General features: G+C 60.2%; 26 protein-coding genes and 2 pseudogenes. 24 read left to right on the forward strand and 4 right to left on the reverse strand.

Going from position 1 to position 24,960, the window contains the following annotated elements; all coding sequences use genetic code 11:
• From BV106_RS09255 to BV106_RS09295, 10 genes and pseudogenes are all read left to right on the forward strand, one after another.
• Positions 1-1,004, forward strand: a 1,004-nt coding sequence (locus BV106_RS09255; protein ID WP_038163739.1) for an RHS repeat-associated core domain-containing protein, incomplete at its 5' end; no start/stop codon positions are given.
• Positions 1,005-1,027: 23 nt separating this feature from the next.
• Positions 1,028-1,432: a hypothetical protein gene (locus tag BV106_RS09260; RefSeq protein ID WP_038163742.1), complete on the forward strand. Its 405-nt coding sequence runs from the start codon at positions 1,028-1,030 to the stop codon at positions 1,430-1,432.
• 137 nt (positions 1,433-1,569) lie between these two features.
• Positions 1,570-1,716: pseudogene (locus BV106_RS38225) on the forward strand (ISL3 family transposase); the annotation flags it as partial.
• A 74-nt stretch (positions 1,717-1,790) separates the two neighbouring features.
• Positions 1,791-2,174: a hypothetical protein gene (locus BV106_RS38230; RefSeq protein ID WP_265595481.1), complete on the forward strand. Its 384-nt coding sequence runs from the start codon at positions 1,791-1,793 to the stop codon at positions 2,172-2,174.
• On the forward strand, positions 2,150-2,503 hold the full coding sequence (tnpB, locus tag BV106_RS09270) for an IS66 family insertion sequence element accessory protein TnpB (protein WP_038163747.1): 354 nt from the start codon (positions 2,150-2,152) through the stop codon (positions 2,501-2,503). Before BV106_RS38230 ends, tnpB begins: the two co-directional genes overlap by 25 nt.
• A gap of 203 nt (positions 2,504-2,706) precedes the next feature.
• Positions 2,707-3,501: pseudogene (locus tag BV106_RS09275) on the forward strand (transposase); the annotation flags it as partial.
• 73 nt (positions 3,502-3,574) lie between these two features.
• Positions 3,575-4,624 carry a transposase gene (locus BV106_RS09280; protein ID WP_081891625.1) on the forward strand — a complete coding sequence of 350 codons (1,050 nt, stop codon included), beginning with the start codon at positions 3,575-3,577 and terminating at the stop codon, positions 4,622-4,624.
• A gap of 346 nt (positions 4,625-4,970) precedes the next feature.
• On the forward strand, positions 4,971-5,426 hold the full coding sequence (locus BV106_RS09285; protein ID WP_038163749.1) for an SMI1/KNR4 family protein: 456 nt from the start codon (positions 4,971-4,973) through the stop codon (positions 5,424-5,426).
• Positions 5,427-5,713: 287 nt separating this feature from the next.
• Positions 5,714-6,106: a hypothetical protein gene (locus BV106_RS09290; protein WP_038163751.1), complete on the forward strand. Its 393-nt coding sequence runs from the start codon at positions 5,714-5,716 to the stop codon at positions 6,104-6,106.
• A gap of 729 nt (positions 6,107-6,835) precedes the next feature.
• Positions 6,836-7,207: a hypothetical protein gene (locus BV106_RS09295; protein WP_038163754.1), complete on the forward strand. Its 372-nt coding sequence runs from the start codon at positions 6,836-6,838 to the stop codon at positions 7,205-7,207.
• A 189-nt stretch (positions 7,208-7,396) separates the two neighbouring features.
• Here the strand turns inward: BV106_RS09295 and BV106_RS09300 are convergent, their stop codons facing one another.
• Genes BV106_RS09300 through BV106_RS09310 form a run of 3 tightly spaced genes read right to left on the reverse strand, consistent with a single transcriptional unit; the run spans position 7,397 to position 9,993 of the window.
• The gene (locus BV106_RS09300; protein ID WP_038163757.1) at positions 7,397-8,542 is read right to left on the reverse strand and encodes an ADP-ribosyltransferase domain-containing protein; all 1,146 of its coding nucleotides are present in this window, start codon (positions 8,540-8,542) and stop codon (positions 7,397-7,399) included.
• 30 nt (positions 8,543-8,572) lie between these two features.
• Positions 8,573-8,791, reverse strand: a complete 219-nt coding sequence (locus BV106_RS09305; protein WP_038163759.1) for a hypothetical protein — start codon at positions 8,789-8,791, stop codon at positions 8,573-8,575.
• A 47-nt stretch (positions 8,792-8,838) separates the two neighbouring features.
• Positions 8,839-9,993 carry an ADP-ribosyltransferase domain-containing protein gene (locus BV106_RS09310; protein ID WP_038163761.1) on the reverse strand — a complete coding sequence of 385 codons (1,155 nt, stop codon included), beginning with the start codon at positions 9,991-9,993 and terminating at the stop codon, positions 8,839-8,841.
• Between the two features lie 878 nt (positions 9,994-10,871).
• Here BV106_RS09310 and BV106_RS09315 point away from each other — a divergent pair.
• Both BV106_RS09315 and BV106_RS09320 read left to right on the forward strand, forming a co-directional pair.
• Positions 10,872-11,054 (forward strand): hypothetical protein, encoded by a 183-nt coding sequence (locus BV106_RS09315; RefSeq protein ID WP_265595482.1) that lies wholly within the window; start codon positions 10,872-10,874, stop codon positions 11,052-11,054.
• A gap of 23 nt (positions 11,055-11,077) precedes the next feature.
• Entirely contained in the window at positions 11,078-11,392 is a 315-nt protein-coding gene (locus tag BV106_RS09320) for a hypothetical protein (RefSeq protein WP_265595483.1), read from the forward strand.
• Between the two features lie 286 nt (positions 11,393-11,678).
• Here the strand turns inward: BV106_RS09320 and BV106_RS09325 are convergent, their stop codons facing one another.
• Positions 11,679-12,665, reverse strand: a complete 987-nt coding sequence (locus BV106_RS09325) for a 2-hydroxyacid dehydrogenase (protein WP_038163767.1) — start codon at positions 12,663-12,665, stop codon at positions 11,679-11,681.
• 121 nt (positions 12,666-12,786) lie between these two features.
• On the opposite strand from BV106_RS09325, the gene BV106_RS09330 reads away from it, so the two are divergent.
• The 12 genes from BV106_RS09330 (at position 12,787) to BV106_RS35320 (ending at position 24,835) form a co-directional block, all read left to right on the forward strand.
• On the forward strand, positions 12,787-12,972 hold the full coding sequence (locus BV106_RS09330) for a hypothetical protein (protein ID WP_265595484.1): 186 nt from the start codon (positions 12,787-12,789) through the stop codon (positions 12,970-12,972).
• Positions 12,973-13,012: 40 nt separating this feature from the next.
• Positions 13,013-15,415 (forward strand): cytochrome-c oxidase, cbb3-type subunit I, encoded by a 2,403-nt coding sequence (gene ccoN, locus BV106_RS09335; RefSeq protein ID WP_038163771.1) that lies wholly within the window; start codon positions 13,013-13,015, stop codon positions 15,413-15,415.
• Between the two features lie 15 nt (positions 15,416-15,430).
• Positions 15,431-15,760, forward strand: coding sequence for a hypothetical protein (locus BV106_RS09340; protein WP_038163773.1), 330 nt, complete (start codon positions 15,431-15,433; stop codon positions 15,758-15,760).
• Between the two features lie 5 nt (positions 15,761-15,765).
• Entirely contained in the window at positions 15,766-16,383 is a 618-nt protein-coding gene (locus BV106_RS09345) for a cbb3-type cytochrome c oxidase N-terminal domain-containing protein (protein ID WP_051945502.1), read from the forward strand.
• A gap of 23 nt (positions 16,384-16,406) precedes the next feature.
• Complete coding sequence (gene ccoG, locus BV106_RS09350) at positions 16,407-17,837, forward strand: cytochrome c oxidase accessory protein CcoG (protein ID WP_038163775.1); 1,431 nt, start codon at positions 16,407-16,409, stop codon at positions 17,835-17,837.
• Entirely contained in the window at positions 17,803-17,964 is a 162-nt protein-coding gene (locus BV106_RS38235) for a hypothetical protein (RefSeq protein WP_157210724.1), read from the forward strand. The genes ccoG and BV106_RS38235 overlap by 35 nt, the downstream gene beginning before the upstream one ends.
• Entirely contained in the window at positions 17,951-18,634 is a 684-nt protein-coding gene (locus tag BV106_RS09355) for a sulfite exporter TauE/SafE family protein (protein WP_038163777.1), read from the forward strand. Before BV106_RS38235 ends, BV106_RS09355 begins: the two co-directional genes overlap by 14 nt.
• A 34-nt stretch (positions 18,635-18,668) precedes the next feature.
• Entirely contained in the window at positions 18,669-21,125 is a 2,457-nt protein-coding gene (locus BV106_RS09360) for a heavy metal translocating P-type ATPase metal-binding domain-containing protein (protein WP_051945504.1), read from the forward strand.
• A 29-nt stretch (positions 21,126-21,154) separates the two neighbouring features.
• On the forward strand, positions 21,155-22,099 hold the full coding sequence (locus tag BV106_RS09365; protein ID WP_265595485.1) for a universal stress protein: 945 nt from the start codon (positions 21,155-21,157) through the stop codon (positions 22,097-22,099).
• Positions 22,096-23,259, forward strand: a complete 1,164-nt coding sequence (locus BV106_RS09370; protein WP_051945505.1) for a PAS domain S-box protein — start codon at positions 22,096-22,098, stop codon at positions 23,257-23,259. Before BV106_RS09365 ends, BV106_RS09370 begins: the two co-directional genes overlap by 4 nt.
• Positions 23,256-23,918: a response regulator transcription factor gene (locus BV106_RS09375; protein ID WP_038163780.1), complete on the forward strand. Its 663-nt coding sequence runs from the start codon at positions 23,256-23,258 to the stop codon at positions 23,916-23,918. Before BV106_RS09370 ends, BV106_RS09375 begins: the two co-directional genes overlap by 4 nt.
• Positions 23,919-24,031: 113 nt before the next feature.
• Positions 24,032-24,835 (forward strand): AraC family transcriptional regulator, encoded by an 804-nt coding sequence (locus BV106_RS35320; RefSeq protein ID WP_265595486.1) that lies wholly within the window; start codon positions 24,032-24,034, stop codon positions 24,833-24,835.
• The last annotated feature ends 125 nt before the right edge of the window (positions 24,836-24,960 follow it).

The raw sequence follows: 24,960 nt of genomic DNA on the forward strand, positions 1-24,960 counted from the left end.
CGGTGGAAACGGGGACCAACCTGGACCGGCAGCGGGCCAACACCAAGGAGGAAGATCCGACCGGGTTGCTCAACGAAGGGTTCCGCTACCGGGATATCGAGACCGGCGTGTGGCTGAGCCGCGACCCGGCGGGGTTCGTGGATGGCCCCAATGTGTATGCGTACGTGCGGCAGAATCCTTGGACGAGTTTTGATCCGGAGGGGTTGGCGGGGCGATATGTAGACGGAGTGCCAATGAGCGATGACAAACTTCATCAAATCCCGGTAAGTTCGATGGAGAAAGCGGGAATTAACGGTGCTGTTGCAAAGCAAGTTGACTTGATGAGGTTGAAGAGCGCTCATCCTCATGGTAATGCAGGTCATCCATACTACACCGAGCTCGTGGACGAAGCTCTGCCTGGTGTCATCGCTAGCATGAAAAAGGATGGGCTAGATCCCACGCGAGGCCAAAGCCTAACTGCTGCAGAGGCAGAATTGCGAGCCTCGGAGCTGATAAAGCGTACAGTCACCAATTCGAACGATGCGTACATCAAGTGGTTTGATTCGGTCAGTCGGACTGAGTCGCAAGCGACGATTGCAAAGGCGTCGCCATTTGCTGAAGCCAGCAACCGCATCTCGAAAGGGCAACCATTCTCAAAAAGTTTGACCAAGCGCATCCGCGCATCGACTCGTGTAGGAATGAGAGGTGCAACAGCATGTATTGCTGTGTTAGCTCCTATACTGGACGTGAATGCAATGGCCAAACAAGTCTACTTCGAGTCGCCTGCGGGACAGATTGATCTTGTGGCTGCTCAATTGGCGGGCGATTTACTTCCACCGGATAAGAATCCGGGATATTTTGGGAGGGTTGCACATAACTTGTTTGGTACCTTTAGCCCATACTATACCTCCGAACGAGAGGAGGCCTTAAGGGACTTGCACTCTGAACTGAGGCAAGAAATGGTTGCGCAACGGTATGGGAAAGGCTCATACTGGGCTGATGGAGGGATATGGCGAATCGATTAGAGTAACTATCCAATATATTGAGTATGACAGACTTGTCTTTGGATCAATTTGATGCCTTGTATTCCGAACGCAGTTTCAACCGCCCTCTGAGGGTGGAGGAAATTTCTGATGAGTTTTGGCTTCTGGTGGAAAACCTGGAGCAATTTTTCGTTCAACATTTCTCTCGTGACGAATTTCAAATATATGAAGGTCTCAATTGCTCTCGGTTTGCTGAAGTGTCGTTTACCTGCGAGCGCTATATGGAACCGGGGATAGTTCTTGGAGTACAAGAGTTGATTCGAGAGCATCCGTTTAGATGGATGGTTTGCATGAATGAAGCTTGCTATCTCTTCGTGACAGCTACACAAATATTGGGATTTGACCCTGCGGGAGATGATGCTGATTATATGAAGCTTTTAGAGCATTTGAGGGGTGGTTCCGAGGGGTAAGCGCGATTCTGGGTGCCTCACGGGAATCGGAAGTGCAAATAGATGGGCTAGAATGGCACTGAGTTAAGTCGCATTCTTTGTTGGGTTCTTCGTGAGAGAGTGTGGGATTTTTTGTTTGGGTGAGTAGATTGCACCTCATGCAGGACACAGAGTTTTATGAGCGGCTGCTGGGCTTGAGCCAGCCTTGGAAGGTGACGGATGTCGCCATGGACGTGGCGGCTGGTGAAGTCCGCGTAAAGGTAGCCTGCGATGCCACCGTTTGGGTGGGGGATGGCGGAGTGCGTCGTAAGCGTCACCGATAGCGCCATCGGATCGTAGTGGCGTCAGAGACGTCGAGGTCTGTAAAAGTATGACGTCTATGAATACGACGTCATTGGTATTGAAACAAGACAGGCGGGGGCGCGTGCGTACCCCGGCGGCACGACGAGAGGAACTTCTGGCCGAGTTTGCGCGCAGCGGTCTGAGCGGGGCTCGATTTGCGGCCATGGTCGGCGTGCACTACCAAACATTCATGGGGTGGGTGCACCAGCAACGCCAGGGTACCGAGCCTCGACTCTCGCCAGCAGCGGATCGCCCCCGCTTTGCCGAGGCCGTCGTGGCTGCGCCTTCGCCCCGGCACCCCGTGATCATAGAGTTGGCCGCAGGTGTCAAGCTGGAACTCCATCACGCCGGGCAGGTGCCTCTGGCGTGTGAACTGCTCAAAGCCCTCGCCCGCCCATGCTTAGCTTTACCGGCAGTTTGAAGGTCTTCGTGGCCCTGGAACCTTGTGATATGCGCAAGGGTTTTGAAGGTCTCACGGGCTTGGTGGCGGAGAAGCTCAAGGAGGATCTGCGCAGCGGGGCGCTCTTTGTCTTTAGCAACAAGCGGCATACCCGGCTCAAAGTGCTCTACTTTGACACCACCGGACTTTGGCTGATGACCAAGCGGCTGGAGCAGGGCACCTTCTCCTGGCCCAGGAGCAGCGAGATCCAGAGTGCGAAAATGCAACTGACTCCGGAGGCTCTGGCCCTGCTGACAGACGGGATCGATTTGAAGGGTGCCAGGATGCGCCCATGGTATCAGCGGGACTGAAATTTTACCATCAACAGGTCATCTTTAAGGTGGCCTTTTGCGGTTCTGGGTGCTAACATCGCGTCATTGATCCATGACGCCTTTGGAAGTCCAGCTCACCGAAGAAGTGAAGGCTCTGCGCGAAGAGAACAAGCAGTACAAATAGACAGGCTATTTGTGAAGAAAGCCGTTGACGTTTTGTCATGCTGGCTTGATAGGGTGGGATGGCGTCCCCTCGCTTTTTTGCCAATGATCTGGCGCCAGTTGCCTATTACCACTGCATTTCCAGGGTGGTGGATCGACGCTTTGCGTTTCTGGACGAGGAAAGGGAGCAGTTTGTGCGACTCATGCGGGCTTACGAGTCCTTTTGCCAGGCTAGAGTTCTTTCGTACTGTGTCATGTCCAACCACTTCCATATCATGGTGGAGGTTCAGAAGCGGCCGGAAGACGGGGCTTATTCGGATGAGTGGGTGTTGAAGCAAGTGGCGTTCATCTATTCCAAGCCAGCGGTGAGGATGATCAAAGAAGCATTGGAGATGTTCCGCAAGCAGGGGCACGATCAGGCCGCTGAGGAGTTCAAGGAGAAGTACTTGGCGCGCATGTGGGATGTGAGCCAGTTTATGAAGGAGCTGAAGCAGCGCTTCAGCCTCTGGTTCAACAAGCGGGAGAACCGCAAGGGCACTTTGTGGGAGCAGCGCTTTACCAGTGTCCTGCTGGAAGGGGAGCAAGCCGCGCTGTCAGTGATGAGTGCCTACATTGATCTTAATCCCGTGCGGGCGGGAATGGTGAGTGACCCCAAAGATTACCGTTGGTGCAGCTATGCCGAGGCAGTGGCGGGCGGGCGCAAAGCGTTGTCTGCGCTGCACACTGTCACAGGGGATCATCGGCAACATGAGAAACACCAAGCCGTTCGGCGGACACCTTCGCAGGCGAAGGTGTTGGCGGACTATCGAGTCTGGCTTTTCGGCCAAGGGGAGGAGGTTCGTAGTGGAGAGAGTGTGGATAGCAAGGTATTGCGCAGATGGAAACAAATAGACAGGCTATTTGCAAGAAAGCCGTTGACGTTTTGTCATGCCGGATCGATAGGGTGGGATGGCGTCCCCTCGATTTTTTGCAAATGATCTGGCACCGGTTGCCTATTACCACTGCATTTCCAGGGTGGTGGACCGACGCTTTGCGTTTCTGGACGAGGAGCGGGAGCAGTTTGTGCGACTCATGCGGGCTTACGAGTCCTTTTGCCAGGTTCGAGTTCTTTCGTACTGTGTGATGTCCAACCACTTCCATATCATGGTGGAGGTGCAGAAACGGCCTGAAGGGCAGGTGTATTCGGATGCTTGGCTGTTGAAGCAGGTGGCGTTGATCTACTCCAAGCCAGCGGTGAGGGCAATCAAGGAGGCGCTGGAGACGTTCCGCTCGCAGGGGCATGTTCAGGCGGCGGATGAGCTCAAGGAGAAGTACTTGGTGCGCATGTGGGATGTGAGCCAGTTTATGAAAGAGCTGAAGCAGCGCTTCAGCCTCTGGTTCAACAAGCGGGAGAACCGCAAGGGCACTTTGTGGGAGCAGCGCTTTACCAGTGTTCTGCTGGAAGGGGAGCAAGCCGCGCTGTCAGTGATGAGTGCCTACATTGATCTTAATCCCGTTCGTGCAGGGATGGTGAATGATCCCAAAGATTACCGTTGGTGCAGCTATGCCGAGGCGGTGGCGGGCGGGCGCAAAGCGTTGTCTGCTTTGTACACGGTCACACGGGATCATCGGCAACATGGGAAACACCAAGCCGTTCGGCGGACGCCTTCGCAGGCGAAGGTGTTGGCGGACTATCGCGTCTGGCTTTTCGGCCAAGGGGAGGAGGTTCGCAGTGGAGAGGGTGTGGATAGCAAGGTGTTGCGCAGAGGGGTGAAGCGCGAGTCGGTGGAGCAGGTGCGAAGCCAAGGTGGCAAGCTCACCTTGGCCGAGACGTTGCGTCATCGGGTGACCTATTTCTCTGCTGGGGTGGCCTTGGGGAGGAGGTCGTTTGTGGATTCGTTCTTTGAGGTGAATCGTCGGCAAATTGATCCACGTCGGAAGCAAGGGGCGAGGGCCATGAAGGGCGGGAGTTTTGCCGGGTTGTTCACGTTTCGTGCGCCACGGGTGGGGGTGGTGTGAGACGTGATTGCGGTGGAGAGGAAGGTTCTAGAAGATAATCGGGTATTGGGGAGTGTCACCATTGGGCGCGTCGTGAAGTCGACGATTGCTGCGACCCCTTCGGGGTCGGTGGGTGTTTTGGGGGTGACCGGAGGTGGCGGTCGCCAAGCTCCCGCGACCTCCGGCTACATTCTGGGATGCCTTCGGCATGGCCCGCTCGCGGGAGACTCAAGACCTAAGACCTGAGTCTCGATGAGCGGCAGGGGGGCAATTTAGAGAGCCTGTCCTGCAGTATTTCGCTACTTTCGGGCAGCAGTGAAGGAATTGATCACAGCTATAGTTCACCTACAGTGTTGAGTGGAAAAGCATGAGCATTGATTTTCAATTCGTGGGCAAATGCATTACGGAGCAGGACTTGAATGAGTTCGAAACAAGACATGGGGTATCTTTGCCAGATGACTATCGTCGATTCATGCTGGCCTGCAATGGCGGGACCTCTGTGCCCCAAGTCTACGAAACGGTGTCGCAGCTTGGCGTCGGACTACAGCAGCTCTATTCCCTGCACGACGATCAGCCCTATGACCTTGATCGCAAGTGTAAGTCAACCGATTGGGAAGATGCATTTAGCCGGGGCTATCTGAGAATCGGTCGTGATGCGGGAGGGTCAGGAATATTTCTCTCGACACGAGGCGATGATCGGGGCTGCATCTTCTACTTTGACCGCGAAGAAGCAGTTCGCGCCCCCGAGGGACCCGTCAAAATCGCCGATTCATTTCGGCAGCTCATGACAAGCTTGAGCCCTGTACCAAGCTCAAAAGCGTGACCACCCACAGCAGCCCGTGTCAGGCGCGCGGCCGATGAGAGGCGGGAGTTTTGCAGGATGTTCACGTTTAGGGCGCTACGGGTGGGGGGGATGTGAGACGTGATGGCGATGGGTGGATGATCGGATGCATGTAAGATCCTATTGGAGACCACGGCTTGAGACCATCGGTGACAACCTGCGTCCGAGTTTTTGGTGACAGGTTCACAAGGAGCCGCTAAATTTCCAGGCAGCTTCGAGAAAAAGAAGGGAGAGGCTGCGTTTGTAAGAGCGGAATCAAGGACAAGCCTATGAAGTTCAAATCAGTCCTACTACAGGCGCTGGCCATTTTCGTTTGCCTGGTCCTGTCAGATTGCGCAGTGAGTTCCACGCAGAGTCTTGCGGTCAGTGACATCACCGTGCGTTCTGGATGGCGTCCGTTGTTTGATGCCGATCTGCAGGCTGCCGTCGAGGCTGCCATCATTCGCCATTTTGCAGAAAGCTCTGATGGCCCCAAAGTGACAAGTGTGGTTGGAGGCGGCTGGGTTATCAAGAAGCGCACCAAGGATGAGATCATCGTGCATGGCCAGTTGAGGCTTGTTTGCAAGCAGCACGTCCAGGTGCCTTTTCTTTACGAGAGCCGATCCAATATGGTGGTGGACTTGGGATTCAGGACGGTGTCCATTCGATTTGCTCCGCAGTAGGGAATCGCGAGGAGACTGGGTATGCCAAAGAGTGGCGGTCCCCAAGCTCCCGCGACCTCCGCGACCTTCTGGGATGCCTTCGGCGTAGCGCAGCGCTGGAAGACGGGCTATGATTGGAGTGCCACGATGATGGGCAGATCGTCAGAGGAATCCAACTGTTGCCTGACATGAATATCCGAAGATGCCTTCGATTTGTGGGCGGTTCAATGCTGGCAGCAGGATGCATCGTCGCCTTGTATCTTTATCTCTTCCCCAGTGAAAAAGACGCGATCTACCTGTTTGGACATTGGGTTGATGTCACATGGGAGTTGCTCATTCCTGGGGCTTCTTTGGGGCTTCTGCTTCTTGTTTGTTCGTACAGCGGGAAAATAGGGTCGGGCGACAAACCTTGATGAGCGCTTCAGGATGCGAAGGCGAGTTTGGGCTGCGTGTCATCAGTTGCCGATTTCTGCGACCCGCTTCGGGGTCGGTGGGCATTTTGGGGCCGACCGGAGGTGGCGGTCGCCAAGCTCCCGCGACCTCCGGCTACCTTCTGGGATGCCTTCGGCATGGCCCGCTACGCGGGATATACAAGACTGCAAGACACAAGACATAAGACCTGAGTCTCAATGAGAGGGGAGGGGGAGCAATCTAGATAGCCTGTCCTGTCGTATTTCGTCCTTGCGGTTAGCGTTGATGGTGAGCTTGCTTACGTTCCAACCGAACCAACAATAGTGAGGCAAGAATCAAATGAGCGATTTCAAGCAAATACCGATCTTCAAGTGGCCGCGGGGGTTGGCAAAAGCCGTGGTGGCTTTTGAAAATGCAGCCTCGGAATTTGAGATGGCCTATGGAATCCAGTTTGAGCGAACCGAGGACCAGCTTGACGAATGTGATGTGGCAATTGTAGAGCTGCAATCGGGGGCAAAGTTTGCATTGGTGTCTTATTTGAATCACCCCGTGAAGGGAGTGCAGCTGTGGATCTTTGAGGAGTCGGCAAGTCCGCGTGAGGATTTGCTTGAAGCGCTTCAGTCGCTGCGAAGGATGAAGCTTCGTCCTGTTTGGAGACATAGTGAAGCAGGCAAATGCTGCGACCCCTTCGGGGTCGATGGGTCTTTTTGAGTCAACCGGAGGTGGCGGTCGCTACGCTCCCGCGACCTCCGGCTACCTTCTGGGATGCCTTCGGCATGGCCCGCTGCGCGGGCTGGGGAGTAGGCGCATCCCGGTATGCGCATATACAGGCTGGAATGGCAGTGTCGTGCCAGGTATGCGAGGCTGAGGTGCCGCGAGGTGAAGGAAACTACAGTGCCGCTATTCCAGCATGATCAGCGCGGAACTCACATCTGGGGTCGCGGGTGGGCTGTCGTCGTTGACCTGGAAATTGTAGTCCACTACGCCACTGCGATCGATCACCTTGAATTGGTGGTTGGGCGGGAACAGGATCTCTTTTTCCTGCGGGTGTTTGGAGAGGAAGCTGATGTCGCGTCCGCCCTTGCTTTTGATGACGAACTGGTGGGTTCCAGGGAAGGGGCCGCCGGCGGAGGTGCTGGTGAAGCCGGCGTCTACAATGGTAGCTCCGCGCACGCAGGCTTTGTCTTTGCCGAGGGGGAGATTGGTGCCGCGTAGCACTCGCCCGTCGTACTCAGGCAGTTTGTTCATTCCTTGAACGGCCAGATCAGTGATGGTCCGGGTGAAGGTGGTCATCGGGCGCTTGCCGCGAAGCTCATCGTTGATCTTCACGTAGTCGCTCTGCGTGTAGGTGTGCAGGGCGATGAGTTCCTCCGTGGAAAGGCGGTCCGCACGGGGATCCCAGCCGTTGGCGATGATGCGTTTGAACGTGGAGCCGAAGTATTCCGGGAACTTGGTCTCCGGACTCATGAGTTCCTTGTAGAGGGCGGTATTGCGGCAATCCTCGTATTTCTGGACCAGCTTCTGCGCCAGGGCCATGTGCTCTGGCGACACCTCTTCGTTCTCTTTCAGATTGAGCGCTCGGAGGATCTCGTGGGCGGCGATGGCGTTTTCCTCAGCGCCTCCCTTGAGTTGATTCCTAATGCTGGTCCGAAGGGCCAGGGCAGAATCACTGAACGTCACGCCGGGATCGACTTGCTGCTGGTAATCTGTTTCCAACTTCTGAAGCATCCGGTCCGCTTTGTTGATGATGCGGTCAAGCTTGCGGGCGCTCAGTGGTTTGCTTGTTGAGATGTCCAGTTCGTCGAAGACCTTTTGCACGGCTTCAGCACTGCCCAGCTTGTCTTTGAGCGCCTGGGCCAGGACTTTCTGGTAGTGTGCCTCCTTGGGGGAGATGCCACCCTTGTTCTTCACCCAGGCGACGAAACGCCCTCCGATGCTGCGCTTCCCCAGATGATCGCGCAGGCCCTGGATGCGATCATCGGGTGGGGCACCGGTCGTCGTGCCAAAGTCAGTGGCACGGGTGGTGACGGCGGTGGCGTTGTTCATGGAGACGAAAGCGCGAGCGGAGTCGAGGCTCTAGAGGAGCGGGGCGTCATCGGCATCGTCAGCGCGGCCCTGATCGTCATGGTCATGGGGAGTCAAGTCGGTGGGCTCGTCAGCGGCCCTTTGTTGGAGCTCCTTGGAGACGAGGGGGCGATCCTTCATGGACTCCCAGAATTTCTTTGATTCTTCGACCAGAGCTTCCTCCTCGGGCGTGAGGGGAGGGGGAGGGGTGCTGGGGGCGGTGATGTTCATGGCGGGTGGTGGAAAGATGGACGGTTGAAAAGCGCCAGGCAAATTTTCTATTCCAGCGTGATCCAAGCCGATCCTACGCTGGCTTTCTGGGCGTCATTGCCCGTGTCGATCGACATGGAGTGATCGATCTCTCCGATCCGCCCGACCACCTTGAAGGTGTGGTTTGGCGGGTAGAGGATCTCCAGTTCATCAGGTTGATTGGAGAGAAAGCTGACGTCCCGACCACCAGGGCTTTTGATCATGAACTGGTGGGTTCCAGGGAACCGCTTGCCGGCGGAGGTGCTGGTGAAGCCCTCGTCCGAAACCGTGGCCCCCGGCACGCAGGCCAGATCTTTGAGCAGGGGCAGGTTGGTCCCGCGGATCGTCCAACCTTCGTACACCGGCAGCTTGTTCATGCCCTGAACCGCGAGGTCGGTGATGGTCCGGGTGAAGGAGGTCAAAGGGGTGCGCTTACCGCGGAGCTCCTCGTTGATCTGCACGTAGTCGCTCTGGGTGTAGGCGTGCAGCGCGATGAGTTCTTCCGTGGACATGAGGTCGGCGCGGGGATCCCAGCCATTGGCGATGACGCGCTTGAACGTGGTCCCAAAGTATTCGGGGAACTTGCAGTCTGGACTGGTGAGTTCTTTGTGAAGCGGAGTGCCTCGGCAAGCTTCGTATTTTTGAACCAGCTTGTGGGCCAGGTCGATATGGGCCTGGGTCACCTCTTGGTCGGGCTTCAAATTGAGAGCCTTGACGATGTAGCCAGCCGCCATGCGGTTCTCGAAAGCGCTGCCCTGAAACTTGTCCTGCAGGCTGGTGCGAAGCGCGAGGGCCGACGGGCTCAGCTTGACGTTGTCTGCCGAGGGTTTGAACTTGCTGAGGTAGTCCTGCTGGGCAGTGACATACTCATCGGCCCTGGACATGACCACGTCCATCTCCCGCGCGCTGAGCGGTTTGGTGGTGGAGAAGTTCAATTCCTGGAAGAGCACCTTCACCGCCTCGTCGCTGCCCAGCTTGGCTTTGAGGTCCTTTTGAAAAAGGTTGTGGTAGTGCTGTTCTTTCTGCGAGAGGCCGTCCTTGTTTTTCACCCAGGCAACGAACCTTCCTCCGACGCTGCGTTTTCCGATGTGATCCCTGAGCTCCTGCATGTTTTTGTCATGAGGGGCGATTGGGGTGGCCCCCTGACTTGGGACGCGGTTGGAGGTTGCGGAGGGGGTGAACATGGCGGAGGGCAGGGCAGGGTGAAGGGCTCGCACCTAGACTCTCGCCGTCTGGCGGAGGGGGTTACGGGGAAAGTTGAGCGACGCGGGTTTGGGGTGGGTTGGGAATGGGTACGGGCGAGGTGAAGGTGCGGCTACGACCCCTTCGGGGTCGGTGTTTTTTATAGATGCGTCCAGAGGTGGCGGTCGCCAAGCTCCCGCAACCTCCGGCTACCTTCTGGGATGCCTTCGGCATGGCCCGCTGCGCGGGAGACACAAGACTGCAAGACACAAGACGTAAGACCTGAGTTTCAACGTGGGGCGGGGGATGCAGGTTCTTTCGCAAGAGACTGTCTTGTCGTATTCTGGCCAAGGAATAAGGGGAGGCTGACTTGGAGGTGTTGATGGCGGTGGGGAGAAAGCGGATGCTGCCGGCCTTCCCGCCTGATCATCCTCTGCGGAGGCACCCAACGTTGACTCGCTTAGGGCTCGTCTAACGTTGGGCTGTGCTACAGATCTCCTGCAGGGATCAGCTTCGGACTGAGTTCGACATCGCAGGCAGCTTTTTGATAGCCTGTCCTGCCGTATTGCCCTCTCGGGTGCCTTCGGTATGGCGTTGAAGGCCCGCCAGACAGGCAATGGGGGAGACGCTTGAGGAGGTCGGGGGATAGCGAACGTTGTGGGTTTGGCGGTCGCGATGGGCCTACCACTCCGTGGTAGTCGGTGGGCTGGTTGCGACCATGGGTAGTCCTCGCTTCGCTCGGCCGACCCATGGCTATGCATGGTGAACCCTCCGGGTTCCGGAGAGCGATGTCTTGTTTGAATGGGGAGCCGTTTTCAGGGGTATGTGATGTTGGGACAGGTCCTTGCAAGATGCCAACAAAGGTTGGACGATGGCGCCCATGAACTACAGAATCATTGTTCTGGTGTGGTTGGCTCTGGTCGGCGTGGCGGGCGCACAGTTGTCGCAGCCTGACATCTCGCGGGCTCAGTTTACGATTGAGGTTAACAAAGATAGGCTGGAATTGGTCTATGTTCGAGAGGGCGTTCCTGGATCAGGGAAAAAAACGGAGTTAGCCTTGTAAAAGGAAAGCAGAAACTTTGGGCGTTGGATGTTCGTCCGACCCAGGATATTTATCTGCGTCCGAACGGTCTTTATTCCCTGGCTGGATCTTCAGACAGGCAATTGCTGTTGGTCGTGCTCTTTTCGAGCTGGGATGGTGAAGATCCTGCCGTCAGGCCGATTTTCGTGATTACCGATGGCTCTAAAGTGGCGGCGACGGAATCGAGGATTGGCGTCGAGGCAAAGACATCAAGGCTGGAACAGATGGTAGAGCTGTTGAGTTCCTTTTTGGGCAGGCCCATCACTGATGAACAACGGTCGGCGCTTGAGAATATCGAGCGTGAGTTGGGTGCCCCGTAGTTTGATCAAGGGACAGTGTCGGATGCCACCGCCGTGAGGGCTTGATGAGGCCGGGCTTTCAGCCCTCAATCGTATTGGGGTGGTCAAACCTTGGGCGTTGCCCAAGGCTGGCATGAGGCCGGACCTTTGGTCCTTCTGAGGCAGGCTGAAGCCCACCACTACTTTCTGAGACTTTGCTCTCGCCATCGGTTTGCGCCCGGCGGTTGTGCTTGAAGCACAAACCGCCGCTCCTTGGAGGAGCCGCGTCCCCTCCAACCAAGCACCAAGAACTACGAACTGAGAACTTTTAAACTGCATTCGCGCACACGCCGTCGCGCTCCAGGGCGGTGAGGTTGCCGAGGGTGGTGGTGGCGATGCCCATGAGGGCTTCGTGGGTGAAGAAGGCTTGGTGGCCGGTGATGAGGACGTTGGGGAAGGTGGTGAGGCGCATGAAGACGTCGTCGGTGATGACTTCGCCGGAGTGGTCGGTGAAGAAGAGTTTTTCCTCTTCCTCGTACACATCGAGGGCGAGGCCGCCGATGATGCCGCGCTTGAGGCCCTCGATGAGGGCGGGGGTGTCCACGAGGGCACCGCGACCGGTGTTGACGAGGAGCATGCCCGGCTTGAGGAGGGGGAGCTTGTCCTCGTCGATGAGATGGCGGGTTTCAGGAGTCAAAGGGCAGTGCAGGCTCACGACCTCGCTCTGGGGCAGGGCTTCCTCCAGGGAGAGGTAGGTGGCCCCCAGCTTCTCCACATCCGGGTTGCGGTACATGTCCACGGCCAGGATGCGGCAGCCAAAGCCGCGCATGATGGTGGCGAAGATGGCTCCGATCTTGCCGGTGCCGACCACGGTGACGGTTTTGCCATGGAGGTCGAATCCCAGGAGGCCGCGCAGCTCAAAGTTGCCTTCGCGCACGCGGTTATAGGCCTTGTGCAGATGCCGGTTGAGCGCGAGCAGCATGGCCACGGCATGTTCGGCCACGGCGTGGGGCGAGTAGGCGGGCACCCGCACGATGGAGAAGCCCAGGGACTTGGCGTGTTTCAGGTCCACGTTGTTGTAGCCCGCACAGCGCAGGGCGATGTGCTTCACCCCGTGGGCTGCCAGGCGGTCTAGCACGGCGCGGTTCACCACGTCATTCACGAAGACACACACCGCCTGGTGATCCCGGGCGAGATCCACGGTGGTCTCATCGAGCCGGGCGGCCAGAAAGGTGAACTCGTGGGCCTGGTCCACATTGGCCAGGGTGAAAAATTCCTCGTCGTAGCTCTTGCTGCTGAAGACGGCTGTTCTCATGGGGAACCCTTACTGTACATCGGGGATATTACCAGTGGGAAACCCACGGGAAGCAAGATGCGGGAGGGCTTGGCCAAGATGCGCGGAGCGACTGACTGGTCGCTGGCGGATCATGGGGCACATGGAAGTGCTCGCCGTCACCCTCTTTCTCAGTCTGCTGCTGGCGGTGTTCTTTGTGGTGCTCTTCCTCGGCAGCCACCGGTCCTCCCGCCGCAGTGTGGAGCAGGATGCGCTGATGCCACTCGATGATTCCGGCGCTGCGCGCCGTGCGCCCGCATCTCGAACCCGTCCTCCGGCCCGCAGTTGAATGATCTGACCCGGCCTAACTCTGCCTCTTTCCCTTCATCATGAACGCCCCCACCAAGACCGTCGTTATCGAGTACGAAGACCGCACCGTGCGCCATTTCATGCTGGCCTCCGTCATCTGGGGGGCGGTGGCCCTCCTCGTGGGGGTGGTGGTGGCCTCGCAGCTCAACTACTGGCAGATGAACTTCGATGTGCCGTGGCTCACCTTTGGCCGGTTGCGCCCGCTGCATACGAATGCCGCGATCTTTGCCTTTGTGGGGAACATGATGTTCGCTGGCATCTACTACTCCACGCAGCGCTTGTGCAAGACGCGCACGGCATCTGATCTGCTCTCGCGCATTCACTTCTGGGGCTGGCAGCTCATCATCCTGGCAGCGGCGATCACGCTGCCGCTGGGCTACTCGCGCAGCAAGGAGTACGCGGAGCTCATCTGGCCCATCAACATCGCCGTGGCGCTCATCTGGGTGGTGTTTGCCATCAACTTCTTTTGGACGCTGAAGCGGCGCAATGAGCCGTCTCTCTATGTGGCGCTGTGGTTTTACATCGCCACCATCATCACGGTGACGATGCTGTATGTCGTCAACCACCTGCAGATCCCAACGTCATGGACGCATGCCTATCCCGTGTTTGCCGGGGTGCAGGATGGTCTGGTGCAGTGGTGGTATGGGCACAATGCGGTCGCCTTCTTCCTCACCACACCCATTCTGGGCATCATGTATTATTTCCTGCCGAAGGCGGCAGAGCGGCCGGTGTACTCGTACCGGCTGAGCATCATCCACTTCTGGTCGCTGGTCTTCATTTACATCTGGGCGGGGCCGCACCATTTGCTCAATACCTCCCTGCCGCACTGGCTGCAGATGCTGGGCATGCTTTTCAGCCTCATGCTGTGGGCACCGTCGTGGGGCGGGATGCTCAACGGCCTGCTCACGCTCCGCGGAGCGTGGGACAAGCTGCGCACCGATCCAGTGATCAAGTTCTTCGTGGCCGCCATCACCTTCTACGGCATGGCCACCTTTGAGGGGCCGCTGCTTTCCATCCGCGTGGTCAACTCCCTGTCCCACTACTCAGACTGGACCATCGGGCACGTGCACAGCGGTACTTTGGGCTGGAACGGCTTCATGGCGGCAGGTCTCTTCTACTGGATGGCACCGCGTCTCTGGGGCACCAAACTGCACTCCGTGGCCCTGGCCAACTTCCACTTCTGGATCGGGCTCGTGGGCATCCTCTTCTACGTGGCTTCCATGTGGGTCTCAGGCGTGATGCAGGGGCTCATGCTGAACGCCACCACGGATGGCGGCACGGTGCTGGCCTATCCGAACTTTGTGGAGACGCTCAACGCCATCCGCCCCCTCATGTTGCTGCGCGTGCTGGGCGGGGTGTTCTACCTCACCGGATTCCTCATCATGGTATATAACCTGTGGCGCACCATCAGGAGCGGCCGTCCCGTGGTGGAGACCCGCGAGGTGCATGTGGAAGTTTCCTCCAACCAGGATCGCATGAGCTGGAAGGAGGTGGTGAACAACGACCCGGTCATCTTCACCGTGGTGGGCCTGGCCTTCATGTGTGCGTGGTTCTTCCTCCCCAGCTATGCCAACCTGGCGGCGCTGATCAGCGGCGTCATCCTCTGCTGGCTGGGCGTGCAGCGCTTCCAGGCGGCGGGCAAGTCCTGGGGGTACTGGTATGACCGCCTGCTGGAAAATTACCTGCCCTTCAGCGTGCTCACCCTGGTGGCCGTCGCCATCGGCGGGGTCATCCAGATCCTGCCCACCGTGACGGTGAACCGGGCGAAGAATGTGGAGGACCGCATTCAGAAGCCCTACACGCCGCTGGAGCTGGCGGGCCGTGACCTCTATGTGAGCGAGGGCTGCTACAACTGCCACTCGCAGATGATCCGCACCATGGTGCCGGACGTGCTGCGCTACGGCGACTACTCCCGCCTGGGCGAGAGCATCTATGACTACCCCTTCCAGTGGGGCAGCAAGCGCACCGGCCCGGATCTGGCCCGCATCGGCGGCAAGTACCCCAATGTGTGGCACTACAACCACATGAAGGATCCGCGTGCCGTGAGCCCTGGCTCCAACATGCCCAACTACGCCTGGATGCTGGACAAGAAGACCGACATCAAGGGCCTGCCGGCCAAGATCGCCGTGCAGCAGCGCCTGGGGGTGCCCTATCCTGCGATGAGCCGGGATGAGATCCAGCAGCAGGCCATTGAGCAGGGCATCGCCATATCGGCAGACCTCAAGAAGGCGGGCGCCTTTGCCCTGCCGGATTCCCAGATGGTGGCGCTCATTGCCTACCTACAGAAGGTGGGCCAGTTCGAGGCTCCAGAGGAGCGCCCTGCCGAGACTCCGTGGAATGAGAAGCCCTTCCCCGTGGTGCCGGCCCTGCCGGACAAGCATCGCACGGCCCAGACCGCGCCGCAGAACAGCCAGCCCAACTAACCACCGCCTCCTCCCATGTTCCGCCGCATCATTCATGAGCACTGGCATGACCTCGTTCCGGTTATTGCCTTTATCCTGACGTTCGCCGTTTTCATCGTCGCCTTCATCCGGGCCCTGCTGGCGCGGAAGGAGGTGGTGGCCCACATGGCGGCGCTGCCGCTGGATGAGCCCCTGCTCACGCCATCCACGGCGTTGGCAGTCGAGCTGCCACTGGCAAGGCAGGAGGAGAACGGGGCGGGTTGTTCCGATACCTGCCGCCGCTGCCCGGGGTGTCGTCGCAAAGAGGGCGGTCACTCGCATGAGGCCTCTCCTGCCCATCCCCACACTCATCAGCACCCGCACTGAAGCCCATGTCCAAGCCCACTGAGGAAAACACGCCTGAACTCCGGCCGCACGTTTACGACGGGATTCAGGAGTACGACCAGAAGCTGCCAAACTGGTGGCTCTTCACCTTCTACATCGCGATTGCGTTCTTCGTCATCTACTGGCTGGCCTACTACCAGTTCCAGCTCATCCCCACGGATGAGGAGCGCATGCACGCCGCCATGGCGCAGATCGATGCGGCCCGGTTGAAACAACTGGAGTCCCTGGATGACGCCAAGCTCTGGGCGATGGCGAAGGATACCAAGGCGATTGAGTCGGGCAAGGCCACCTACACTGCCAGTTGCATGGCCTGCCATGGCCCCACTCTGGCAGGTGGTCCCGGGCTGCCGGGGCTCTCGCTGGCGGACAAGGTGTGGAAACACGGCGGCCAGCCCACGGAGATTCTGAAGGTCATCCGCAAGGGATCGCCCGACGTGTCCAAGGGCATGCCCGCCTGGGAGCCGCAACTGGGCCTGCCCCGGGTGCTGGAGGTGTTGGCCTATGTGCTGAGCCATCACCAAGAGGGCGAAACCTTCAAGGTGGACCCCAATGACAAGCCTTCCTGGATGACCGCAACTCCAGCACCGGCCACAGGTGCCCAATGATTGGTGGGGATAACTGAAACAACATGAGCCGATCCCTGCCCAACCTCATCAGCGTCACCACCATTGCCCCGGATGGATCCCGGCGCACGGTGCAGCCGGCGGATGTGCGGGGGCGGTACACCTTCTGGCGTCGGGTCACGGCGGTGGTGCTGCTGGCGGTGTACGTTCTGCTGCCCTGGATCCCCATCAATGGCAGCCCGGCGGTGTTCCTGGATGTGGCCCACCGGCGCTTTCACATCCTGGGTTTTGTGCTGGCGGCGGAGGATCTGTGGCTGGGGTTTTTCCTCGTCACCGGAGTGGCTTTCTCCCTCTTTTATGTCTCGGCGGTCATGGGCCGGGTCTGGTGCGGATGGACCTGCCCCTACACCGTGTTTCTGGAGCACGTTTATCGTCGCGTGGAGCGCTGGATCGATGGGGACGGCCCGGCCCGGAGGAGGCTGGAAGCGGCCCCCCTGACCGTGGGCAAGGCGCTGCGCCGGGTGTTCAAGCACGGCATCTACCTGTTGCTCTCCGCCTTCATCGCCCATGTGTTCCTGTCCTACTTCGTCTCGCTGCGCCAGCTCTATGCCATGATGCAGGGGCCGCCTTCGCAGCACTGGCTGGCCTTTGGCGTGGTGGCGTTTCTCACGGCCTCGTTGTACTTCGCCTTCAGCTGGTTCCGGGAACAGTTCTGCATCATCCTCTGTCCCTATGGGCGTCTCCAGTCGGCCCTCACCGATGACCACACGGTCAACGTGGGTTATGACAAGACGAGGGGTGAGCCGCGGGGCAAGGTGAACACGCCAGGCGCGGGCGATTGCATCAACTGCCGCCGCTGTGTGCAGGTGTGCCCCACGGGCATCGACATTCGCAACGGCCTGCAGCTGGAGTGCATTGGCTGCGCCGCCTGTGTGGACGCGTGTGATGACATCATGAGCAAGGTGGGGCGCAAGCCTGGCCTCATCCGGCACGACTCTCTGGCGGCCTTCAAAGGCGACCGCACGAAGTGGGTGCGGCCGCGCACCGTGCTCTACGGGCTGCTCCTGGCCTGTGGGATGGTCGTGTGCAGCCTCTCCCTGCTGGCGGTGAAGCCGGTGGGTGTTTCATTGAACCGGCTGACTGGAGCCCCATACTTCGTGAACAACGGGGAGATCCGGAACCAGTTTCAACTGCGGCTCGTGAACAAGCGGCCCCAGCCCGCGGTTTACCGGGTGGCCCTGGCACCAGATGCGCCGGAGGGACTGCGTCTGACCGATGCCGCTGACGCGGTGCAGGTGCCCGCACTCGGCGAGGTGGTGAAGACCGTGGTGCTGACCCTGCCGAAGGACCAGTTCCACGGGCCCATCAAGACGCAGCTCTCCGTCTCTACCGAGCCAGACGGCCGGACGCAGGTGGCGCGGGAGTTGGAATTTCTCGGGCCAGATCCCCGACTGCAAAACGATGAATATCTCAATCCGCAAAACTATCTCCGCTAGGCCCTGGCTGCTGGTGGTGGCGGCCTTTGTGCTGCTGGTGACCATGTGGACGGGCCTGATCGTTGTGGCGGTGCGCCACGCGCCGCAGAGTGTGCCGTTGTCCCCCGTCGTCCATGACCAGCATTGACACCACGGCAGGTGCCTTCGTGGCAGGTCTGGTGACCAGTCTGCACTGTGTGGGCATGTGCGGTCCGCTTGCCTGTGCCTGGGCCACCGGGCGGGGCGGAGCGTCGTCGAGTTTCCTGCGCAACACAGCGGCGTATCACGCCTGCAAGCTTGTTTCCTATGCCCTGGTGGGAGCGATCGCCGGAGCGGTGGGCACACTGCCGGTGCGCTTGTTCCAGCATGGACCGGGGCTGCTGGTGCCGTGGCTCATGGTGGCCATGTTTGCCTTCGTGGCCCTGGGGCTGGAGCGCTGGCTGCCCAAGCCTCTGTTCCTGACGCGTCCCATGGCCCGTGTGCGCGCCTGGGCCGCCAACCGGGGCGGATTGGCCCGCGCATCCCTGCTGGGCATGGCCACCCCACTGCTGCCGTGCGGGCCGCTGTATCTCATGTTTGGCCTGGCACTGGCGAATGGTTCCGCCCTGCGCGGGGCGGAGTTTGCCGCTGCCTTTGGCCTGGGCACTCTGCCGCTCCTTTTGCTGGCGCAGTCACAGTTGCGGTTGTTGAACCTCCGGCTCACCCCGGTGCAGATGCACCGCCTCCAGCGCGGTCTGGCCCTGTGTGCCACGCTGGTGATGGTGTGGCGGCTCCGCGACACGCTCACCGGGGCGGCGGAGGTGAGCTGCTGTCATTGAATGGAATCTCCATCCTCGTCCTCCCCCTGTGACCATGAAACATGACACTGCCCCCACCTGCCAGCACTGTGGTACACCCGTGCCACCCCAGGCGCTGGATGCCCGCTTCTGCTGCGCTGGGTGTGCTTATGTGCATGAGCTGCTGGTGACGGAGGGGCTGGGCAAGTTCTATGAATTGCGCGGCAGCACCGCGTTGTCACCGGTCGCGCCGGAGGCACTGCGGGCCCGCGATGACGAATGGCTGCAGGAGCAGGTGGCAGCAGCTGAGGCCGCCGCTGGACCCGGTGGCACGGCGCGCCTGGATCTGGCTGTGCAGGGACTCACGTGCGTGGGCTGTGTTTGGCTCATGGAAAAGGTCTTTCACAGCGAGCCGGGGGCGATGCATCTGGATGTGCACGTGGCCCGGGGTGAAGCGCATGTGGAGTGGCAGGCCGGGGAGTGGGATCTGCCCGCCTACGCGAGGCGGCTCCAGCAGTTTGGGTATCTGGTGGGCCCGGCCGGGGATCAAGGAAACAGCTCAGTGCAGTCGGCTGGATTTGGCCGCCGGGTGGGGCTGTGCGGTGCCTTTGCCATGAACGCGATGGCCTTCTCCCTCCCGGGCTACCTGGGCATGCGACAGGACTTCCTCTTTGCCTCCTGGTTTGACATCATTGCCGCCTGCTCCGCCACGCTCTCCGTCCTGGTGGGCGGAAGTTATTTCATGGAGCGCAGTGTGAACTCCCTGCGGCAGGGCATCCTGCACATGGACACCCCCATTGCCCTCGGCATCGCGCTGGCCTGGCTGGGCTCCATGGCGGGCTGGCTCGCGGGAGAGGCCGGGCTCAAGTACTTCGACTTCGTGGGCGTGTTTGTCTTCCTCATGCTGTCAGGGCGCTGGCTCCAGCAGGGCATGGTGGAGCGCAACCGCCGTCGCCTCCTGGCGGCGAGCGCCGTGCCCGGCTGGGTGCGGGTGGTGGGGCCGGAGGGGCTGGAGAGACGCACGGCACTGCAAGATCTGGCGGTGGGGGACACCCTGCTCATCCCTTCCGGCAGCATCTGCCCGGTGGGCGGTGTCTTGACCTCGACGAAGGGTTCTCTGAGCCTGGAGTGGATCAATGGGGAAAGCGCCGCCGTGGATCGCTGCGCCGGGCAGGCAGTGCCGTCCGGGGCGGTCAATATCGGACTGGGGTCGGTGGAAATGCGGGCCACCGAGACTTGGAAGGAATCTCTGCTCTGCCGGTTGAACGCAGCCACGGGGCAGGAGGGATCTCGCGCCGTTTCCAGCCGGTTCCTGGCCGGGTACCTTACCGTGGTGCTGGCGCTGGGAGTGATCGGGGCTGGGGCGTGGTGGCTCTCCGGGCACGGGGTGGTGACGGCCCTGCAGGTTATGATCTCTGTCTTCGTCGTTTCCTGCCCTTGTGCGCTGGGGGTGGCGGTGCCGTTTGCTGATGACCTGGCGGCGTCACGCATGGCGCGACTGGGCGTCTTTGTGCGGGCAGGCAGCCTGTGGGCCCGGCTGTTGAAGGTGCACAAGGTGGTCTTCGACAAGACGGGCACCCTCACCATGGAGAACCCCGTGCTGGCCAATCCCGCGGAGGTGACGGGGATGACGCCCGAGGCCCGGAAGGCCCTGCGGAAGATTGTTTCCAGCAACCTGCACCCGGTGAGCCGCAGTCTCTTTGATGCGCTGGGGCCGGATGCCGCCCCCGGTGAGACGGCCGATGCCACGGGCATCGAGGAAATAGCGGGCCAGGGGCTGCGCTGGACCGGCCTGGACGGGCGGGTGTGGGCGCTGGGGCGTCCAGGGTGGGTGGAAGTGGAGGTGGAGGTGGCGACGCAGCCTGCGGATGCGTGGTTCACTTGCGATGGCGTCCTGCTGGCAGGTTTCCGTTTCACGGACTCCCTGCGGCCTGAATCCGTGGAGGCATGTGAGGCGTTGCGAGATCGCGGTTGCAAGCTGTACCTGCTGAGCGGGGATCGGGAGGCCAAGGTCGCGGCAGTGGCCGGGCAGTTGCACATCCCGGTGACGCACTGGCAGGCGGAGATGACGCCGGAGGGCAAGGCGGCGCGCGTGGAGCAGATGAACCAGGAGGACACGCTGTATCTGGGAGATGGTGCCAACGACGTGCTGGCTCTGGAGGCGGCGCTGTGTGCGGGCAGCCCGGTGACGGGACGGAATTTCCTGGAGCATCGCGCGGACTTCTACTTCTTGGGGAACTGCCTCCGGTTCATGCCGGAACTCCTTCAGATGGCGGGGGTGCGTTCCCGGGCCGTGCGGAGGGTGCTGGCCTTTGCCCTGGCTTACAACGCCGTGGCGGTCGCCCTTTCGCTGGCAGGATGGATGAGTCCGCTGCTGGCGGCGGTGCTCATGCCGCTGAGCTCCCTGGTCACGCTGGGGGTGGTTGGGGCCACGTTCCGAGGGCGTTCCGGGGTATTTGTGAGAAATCGGACGCAAGAACGGAGGGAAATGGAGCAAACGATGCGTCGCGGGGTGGGTCCACTTCCGATATGATAATAGGGGGAAAGTACCCCACCACGGCCATGAAAACGTATCGTCACATCCTCGTCGGCATCGATTTTTCGCCCGCCTGTCGGGCAGCGCTGAGGACGGCAGTTCGCATTGCCTCCTCTCATGACACGCCGCTGACGGCGGTGCATGTGATGGATCCCACCCTGGCGGGAGCCATCAAGGAGGCCCATAACTTCAACGATGAGCAGCTCTTCGCCGACATGAACGAGCGGGTGCAGGCCTTCATGACGCATGCAGAGATCGGCACCGAGATGGTGCAGACCCGTCTGGAAGTGGGGCAACCCATTGCGGTGCTCGGGGCAGCGTGCCTGGAGCTGGGCGCTGATCTGCTCATACTCGGCTCGCGAGGCACGGAGCATGGCCCCAACCAAGTAGGCACGGTGGCATCCAAGTGCCTGCGGAAGGCCCCGGCAGATGTGCTGCTCGTGCGCACCCATCTGGACGGACCCTTCAAACAAGTGCTGGCCTGTGTGGACCTTTCTGAAACTTCCGCCAAAGCAGTGCGCAGCGCCCGCTGGATCGCGGAGCGGGATCACAGCAAGCTGGACTGCCTCTTCGTCTATCAGAGCGCGCTGGCCCTCTCGCTGGACTACGGTGGCTTCGTGCCGCCGCTGCCGGTGGCGGACACTGCGGTGGGGGATACCTGGAAGAAGGATCTGGATGACTTCGTGCAGCCCCTGCTGCGCACCAGTGAAAACCTCACGGCTCGCAACATCGTGCTGGAGCGGGTGAACATCCGCGAGGCCATTGTGGAGCATATCAAGGAAACGCACACGGATCTCGTGGTGGTGGGTACACGGGGCAAGACGGACCTGCGCACCTTCTTCATGGGTACCACCGCTGTGAAGGTGGTGACGCATGCCCCGTGCTCCATTCTGGCGGTGAAACCCGACGGCTTTGTTTCCCCGATCGCCGCGACGACAGTGCTCCCGCCGGCCACGGTCCCCATGGCATGAAGTCCCCGGCCCGCGCTTCGCAACACTTGAAGGGCATCCGATCCTCGGCGAGGGTGGTGGCCGGAGAAAACATGAACGGTCACCCGCCTCAGAACGATGAGCAGCATCTGCGTGAACTGGAGGAGGTGCGCGAGGCGCTCCACCTCAGTGAGGAGCGCAACCGCGCCATCGTGGAGACGGCGGTCAATGCCATCATCACCATCAACGAGCGCGGCATCATCGAGTCCGTGAACTCCGCCACTGTGCGGATGTTTGGTTATGCGAAAGAGGAGATGATCGGGCAGAACGTGAGCATGCTCATGCCCAGCCCGTATCGCGAGCAGCATGACGGGTATTTGGGAAACTACCTTCGCACAGGTGAGCGCAAGATCATCGGCATTGGCCGCGAGACGCTGGCCCAGCGCAAAGACGGCACCGTCTTCCCCATGGACCTCTCCGTGGGGGAGGTGAAGCTGCCGCGAGGGCGGATCTTCGCCGGAATCATCCGCGACATCACCGACCGCAAGGAGCTGGAGCAGCAGATCCTGGGCATCAGCGAGGAGGCGCAGCACCGCATCGGGCAGGATCTGCATGATGACCTGTGCCAGCAGCTAGCCGCCATCGGTTGCCTGGCCAAGGTGGTGCTGCAGCGCCTGGAATCGACTCGAAATGGGGAGTCTGCCAATGTGGCGGAGATCGTGAAACTCATCACCAACGCCAACACGCGGGCGCGGGAGATGTCCCGCGGGCTGGTGCCTGTGGTATTGGATTCGGAAGGGCTCATGGCCGCGCTTAATGAGCTCGTGGCCGGCACGGAGCGGATCTTCCGCGTGTCCTGCCGCTTCCGCTGTGATCCGCCCGTGCACCTTTACGAAAACAAGACCGCCACGCAGCTCTACCGCATTGCTCAGGAGGCGGTGGGCAATGCCATCAAGCACAGTCACGCCACCCGGGTGGAGATCGGCCTGGCCCTGCATCACGGCATGCTGCAACTCACCATCCGGGACAACGGCATCGGCATCCCGGATCACTCCCCGCGCAAGGGCACAGGCATGGGGCTGTACACCATGGGGCATCGGGCGAAGATGCTGGGAGGTCAGCTCCACGTCGGCCCGGATGTCTATGGCGGCACGGTCGTGCAGTGCGAGGTGCCCATGCCGGAGTCTCATTCTCAGTCATGAAGAAAAACAAAAAACGCGTCCTGCTGGTGGATGACCATCCGATCATGCGCCATGGGCTGGCCCAGCTCATCCGCGCAGAGACGGATCTGGAGGTGTGTGGTGAAGGCGGCAGCGCGTCGGAAGGTCTGGCCCTGGTTGGCTCCTTGAAGCCCGACCTCGTGGTGGCGGATCTGACCCTGCCGGACAAGCATGGCCTGGAGTTCATCAAGGACGTGCAGTCCATGTACCCGGGCACGCTCATGCTGGTGCTCTCCATGCATGATGAGTCCCTCTATGCCGAGCGGGTGCTGCGTGCCGGGGCGCGGGGTTATGTGATGAAGGAAACGGCGGCCGACATGCTCGTGCTGGCCGCACGCCGGGTGCTGGAAGGCGGCATTTATCTCAGTGAGAAGATGTCCAGCCTCATGCTGGAGATGATGGCGGGCCACCGGAAGCCTGTGTCCAGTTCTGCGCTGGATCGTCTCACGGATCGGGAGCTGGAGGTGCTGCAACTCATCGGCCAGGGGCGGGCCACCCGGCACATCGCCGAGCAGTTGCACGTGAGTGTGCGCACGGTGGATGCCCACCGGGCCAACATCAAAGAGAAGCTGCAACTGGCAGACGGGGCCACCCTGGTGCGCTATGCGGTGCGCTGGATGGACACGCAGGCCAAGGCATAGAGGATTCCTCTACGCCCGGATTGCCATTTTCATGCCCCATCCAGCCGTAGGGGCTACGAATTTACCCCGGCCCAGGATGGGTGATCGTGGAGCGTCAAACAGCCCGACGTACCATGAACCATCCTCTGAATCACCCCAGCCTGCTTCCCCAACTTGCCCAAAGTGATCTGTTCCTGAAATTCCGCGAGGCCTTTGCAGTGGCCACCGGACGTCATCTCGATCTGCAGCTTGTGCAGCAGGACCAGAAAGCGACCCCTGATGAGCTGCCCTTCCCCGTGGTGCTGAAGGTGCCAGTGCAGGTGAATGGTCAGTCCTTCGCCGAGCTCGTGCTCGATCCCGTGCGCCTTTCTGACGGCGAGTTCGCGAGCTTTGACAAGGTGGCCGTCACCCTGCTGGACGATGGCTGCGATGCCGCGACGGTGCGCCGCGCCCAGGCGGTGTTTCAGGACATGCCCGCTCTGCCCACCAACCGGCTGGAGGCACTGCGGACGATGGTGCAGTGCTTCAGCACGCAACTGGGTGACCTGGCCTACCGCCTTTTTCTTCAGTGCGCGGACAATGAGCCCCCGGCCGTTCGTCGCGCGCGGCAGCACATCACCCAGCACCTGGCGCAGCCGCTGTGCCTGGAAGAAGTGGCCCGCCATTCCGGGGTGAGCCCGTTCCACTTCTGCAAGATCTTCAAGCGCTTCACCGGACTCACCTTTACGGAGTATGTAAACCGCGCCCGCGTGGAGAAGGCCAAGCAACTGCTGATCAAGCCCCAGTCCCGCGTGACCGAGGTGGCCTATGACGTGGGCTTCCAGTCTCTGTCACAATTCAACCGCAGCTTCCGCCGGGTGATGGACCAGTCTCCTACGGAGTTCCGTAGCAGCATGACGCCGGCGGAGAAGCGTCAGATGCTGGCGGGGAAGTTCTAGTTAAAAATTATGAATTATGAATTATGAATGAGGAATGAGGAATGAGGGAGTGGCGTTGAAGATTAACCACAGAGGGCACGGAGTTTCACAGAGTTATGAGGGATCAAGGCTTGAATTTTGATCGT

Source organism: Verrucomicrobium sp. BvORR106, from assembly GCF_000739655.1.
GTDB lineage: Bacteria > Verrucomicrobiota > Verrucomicrobiia > Verrucomicrobiales > Verrucomicrobiaceae > Verrucomicrobium.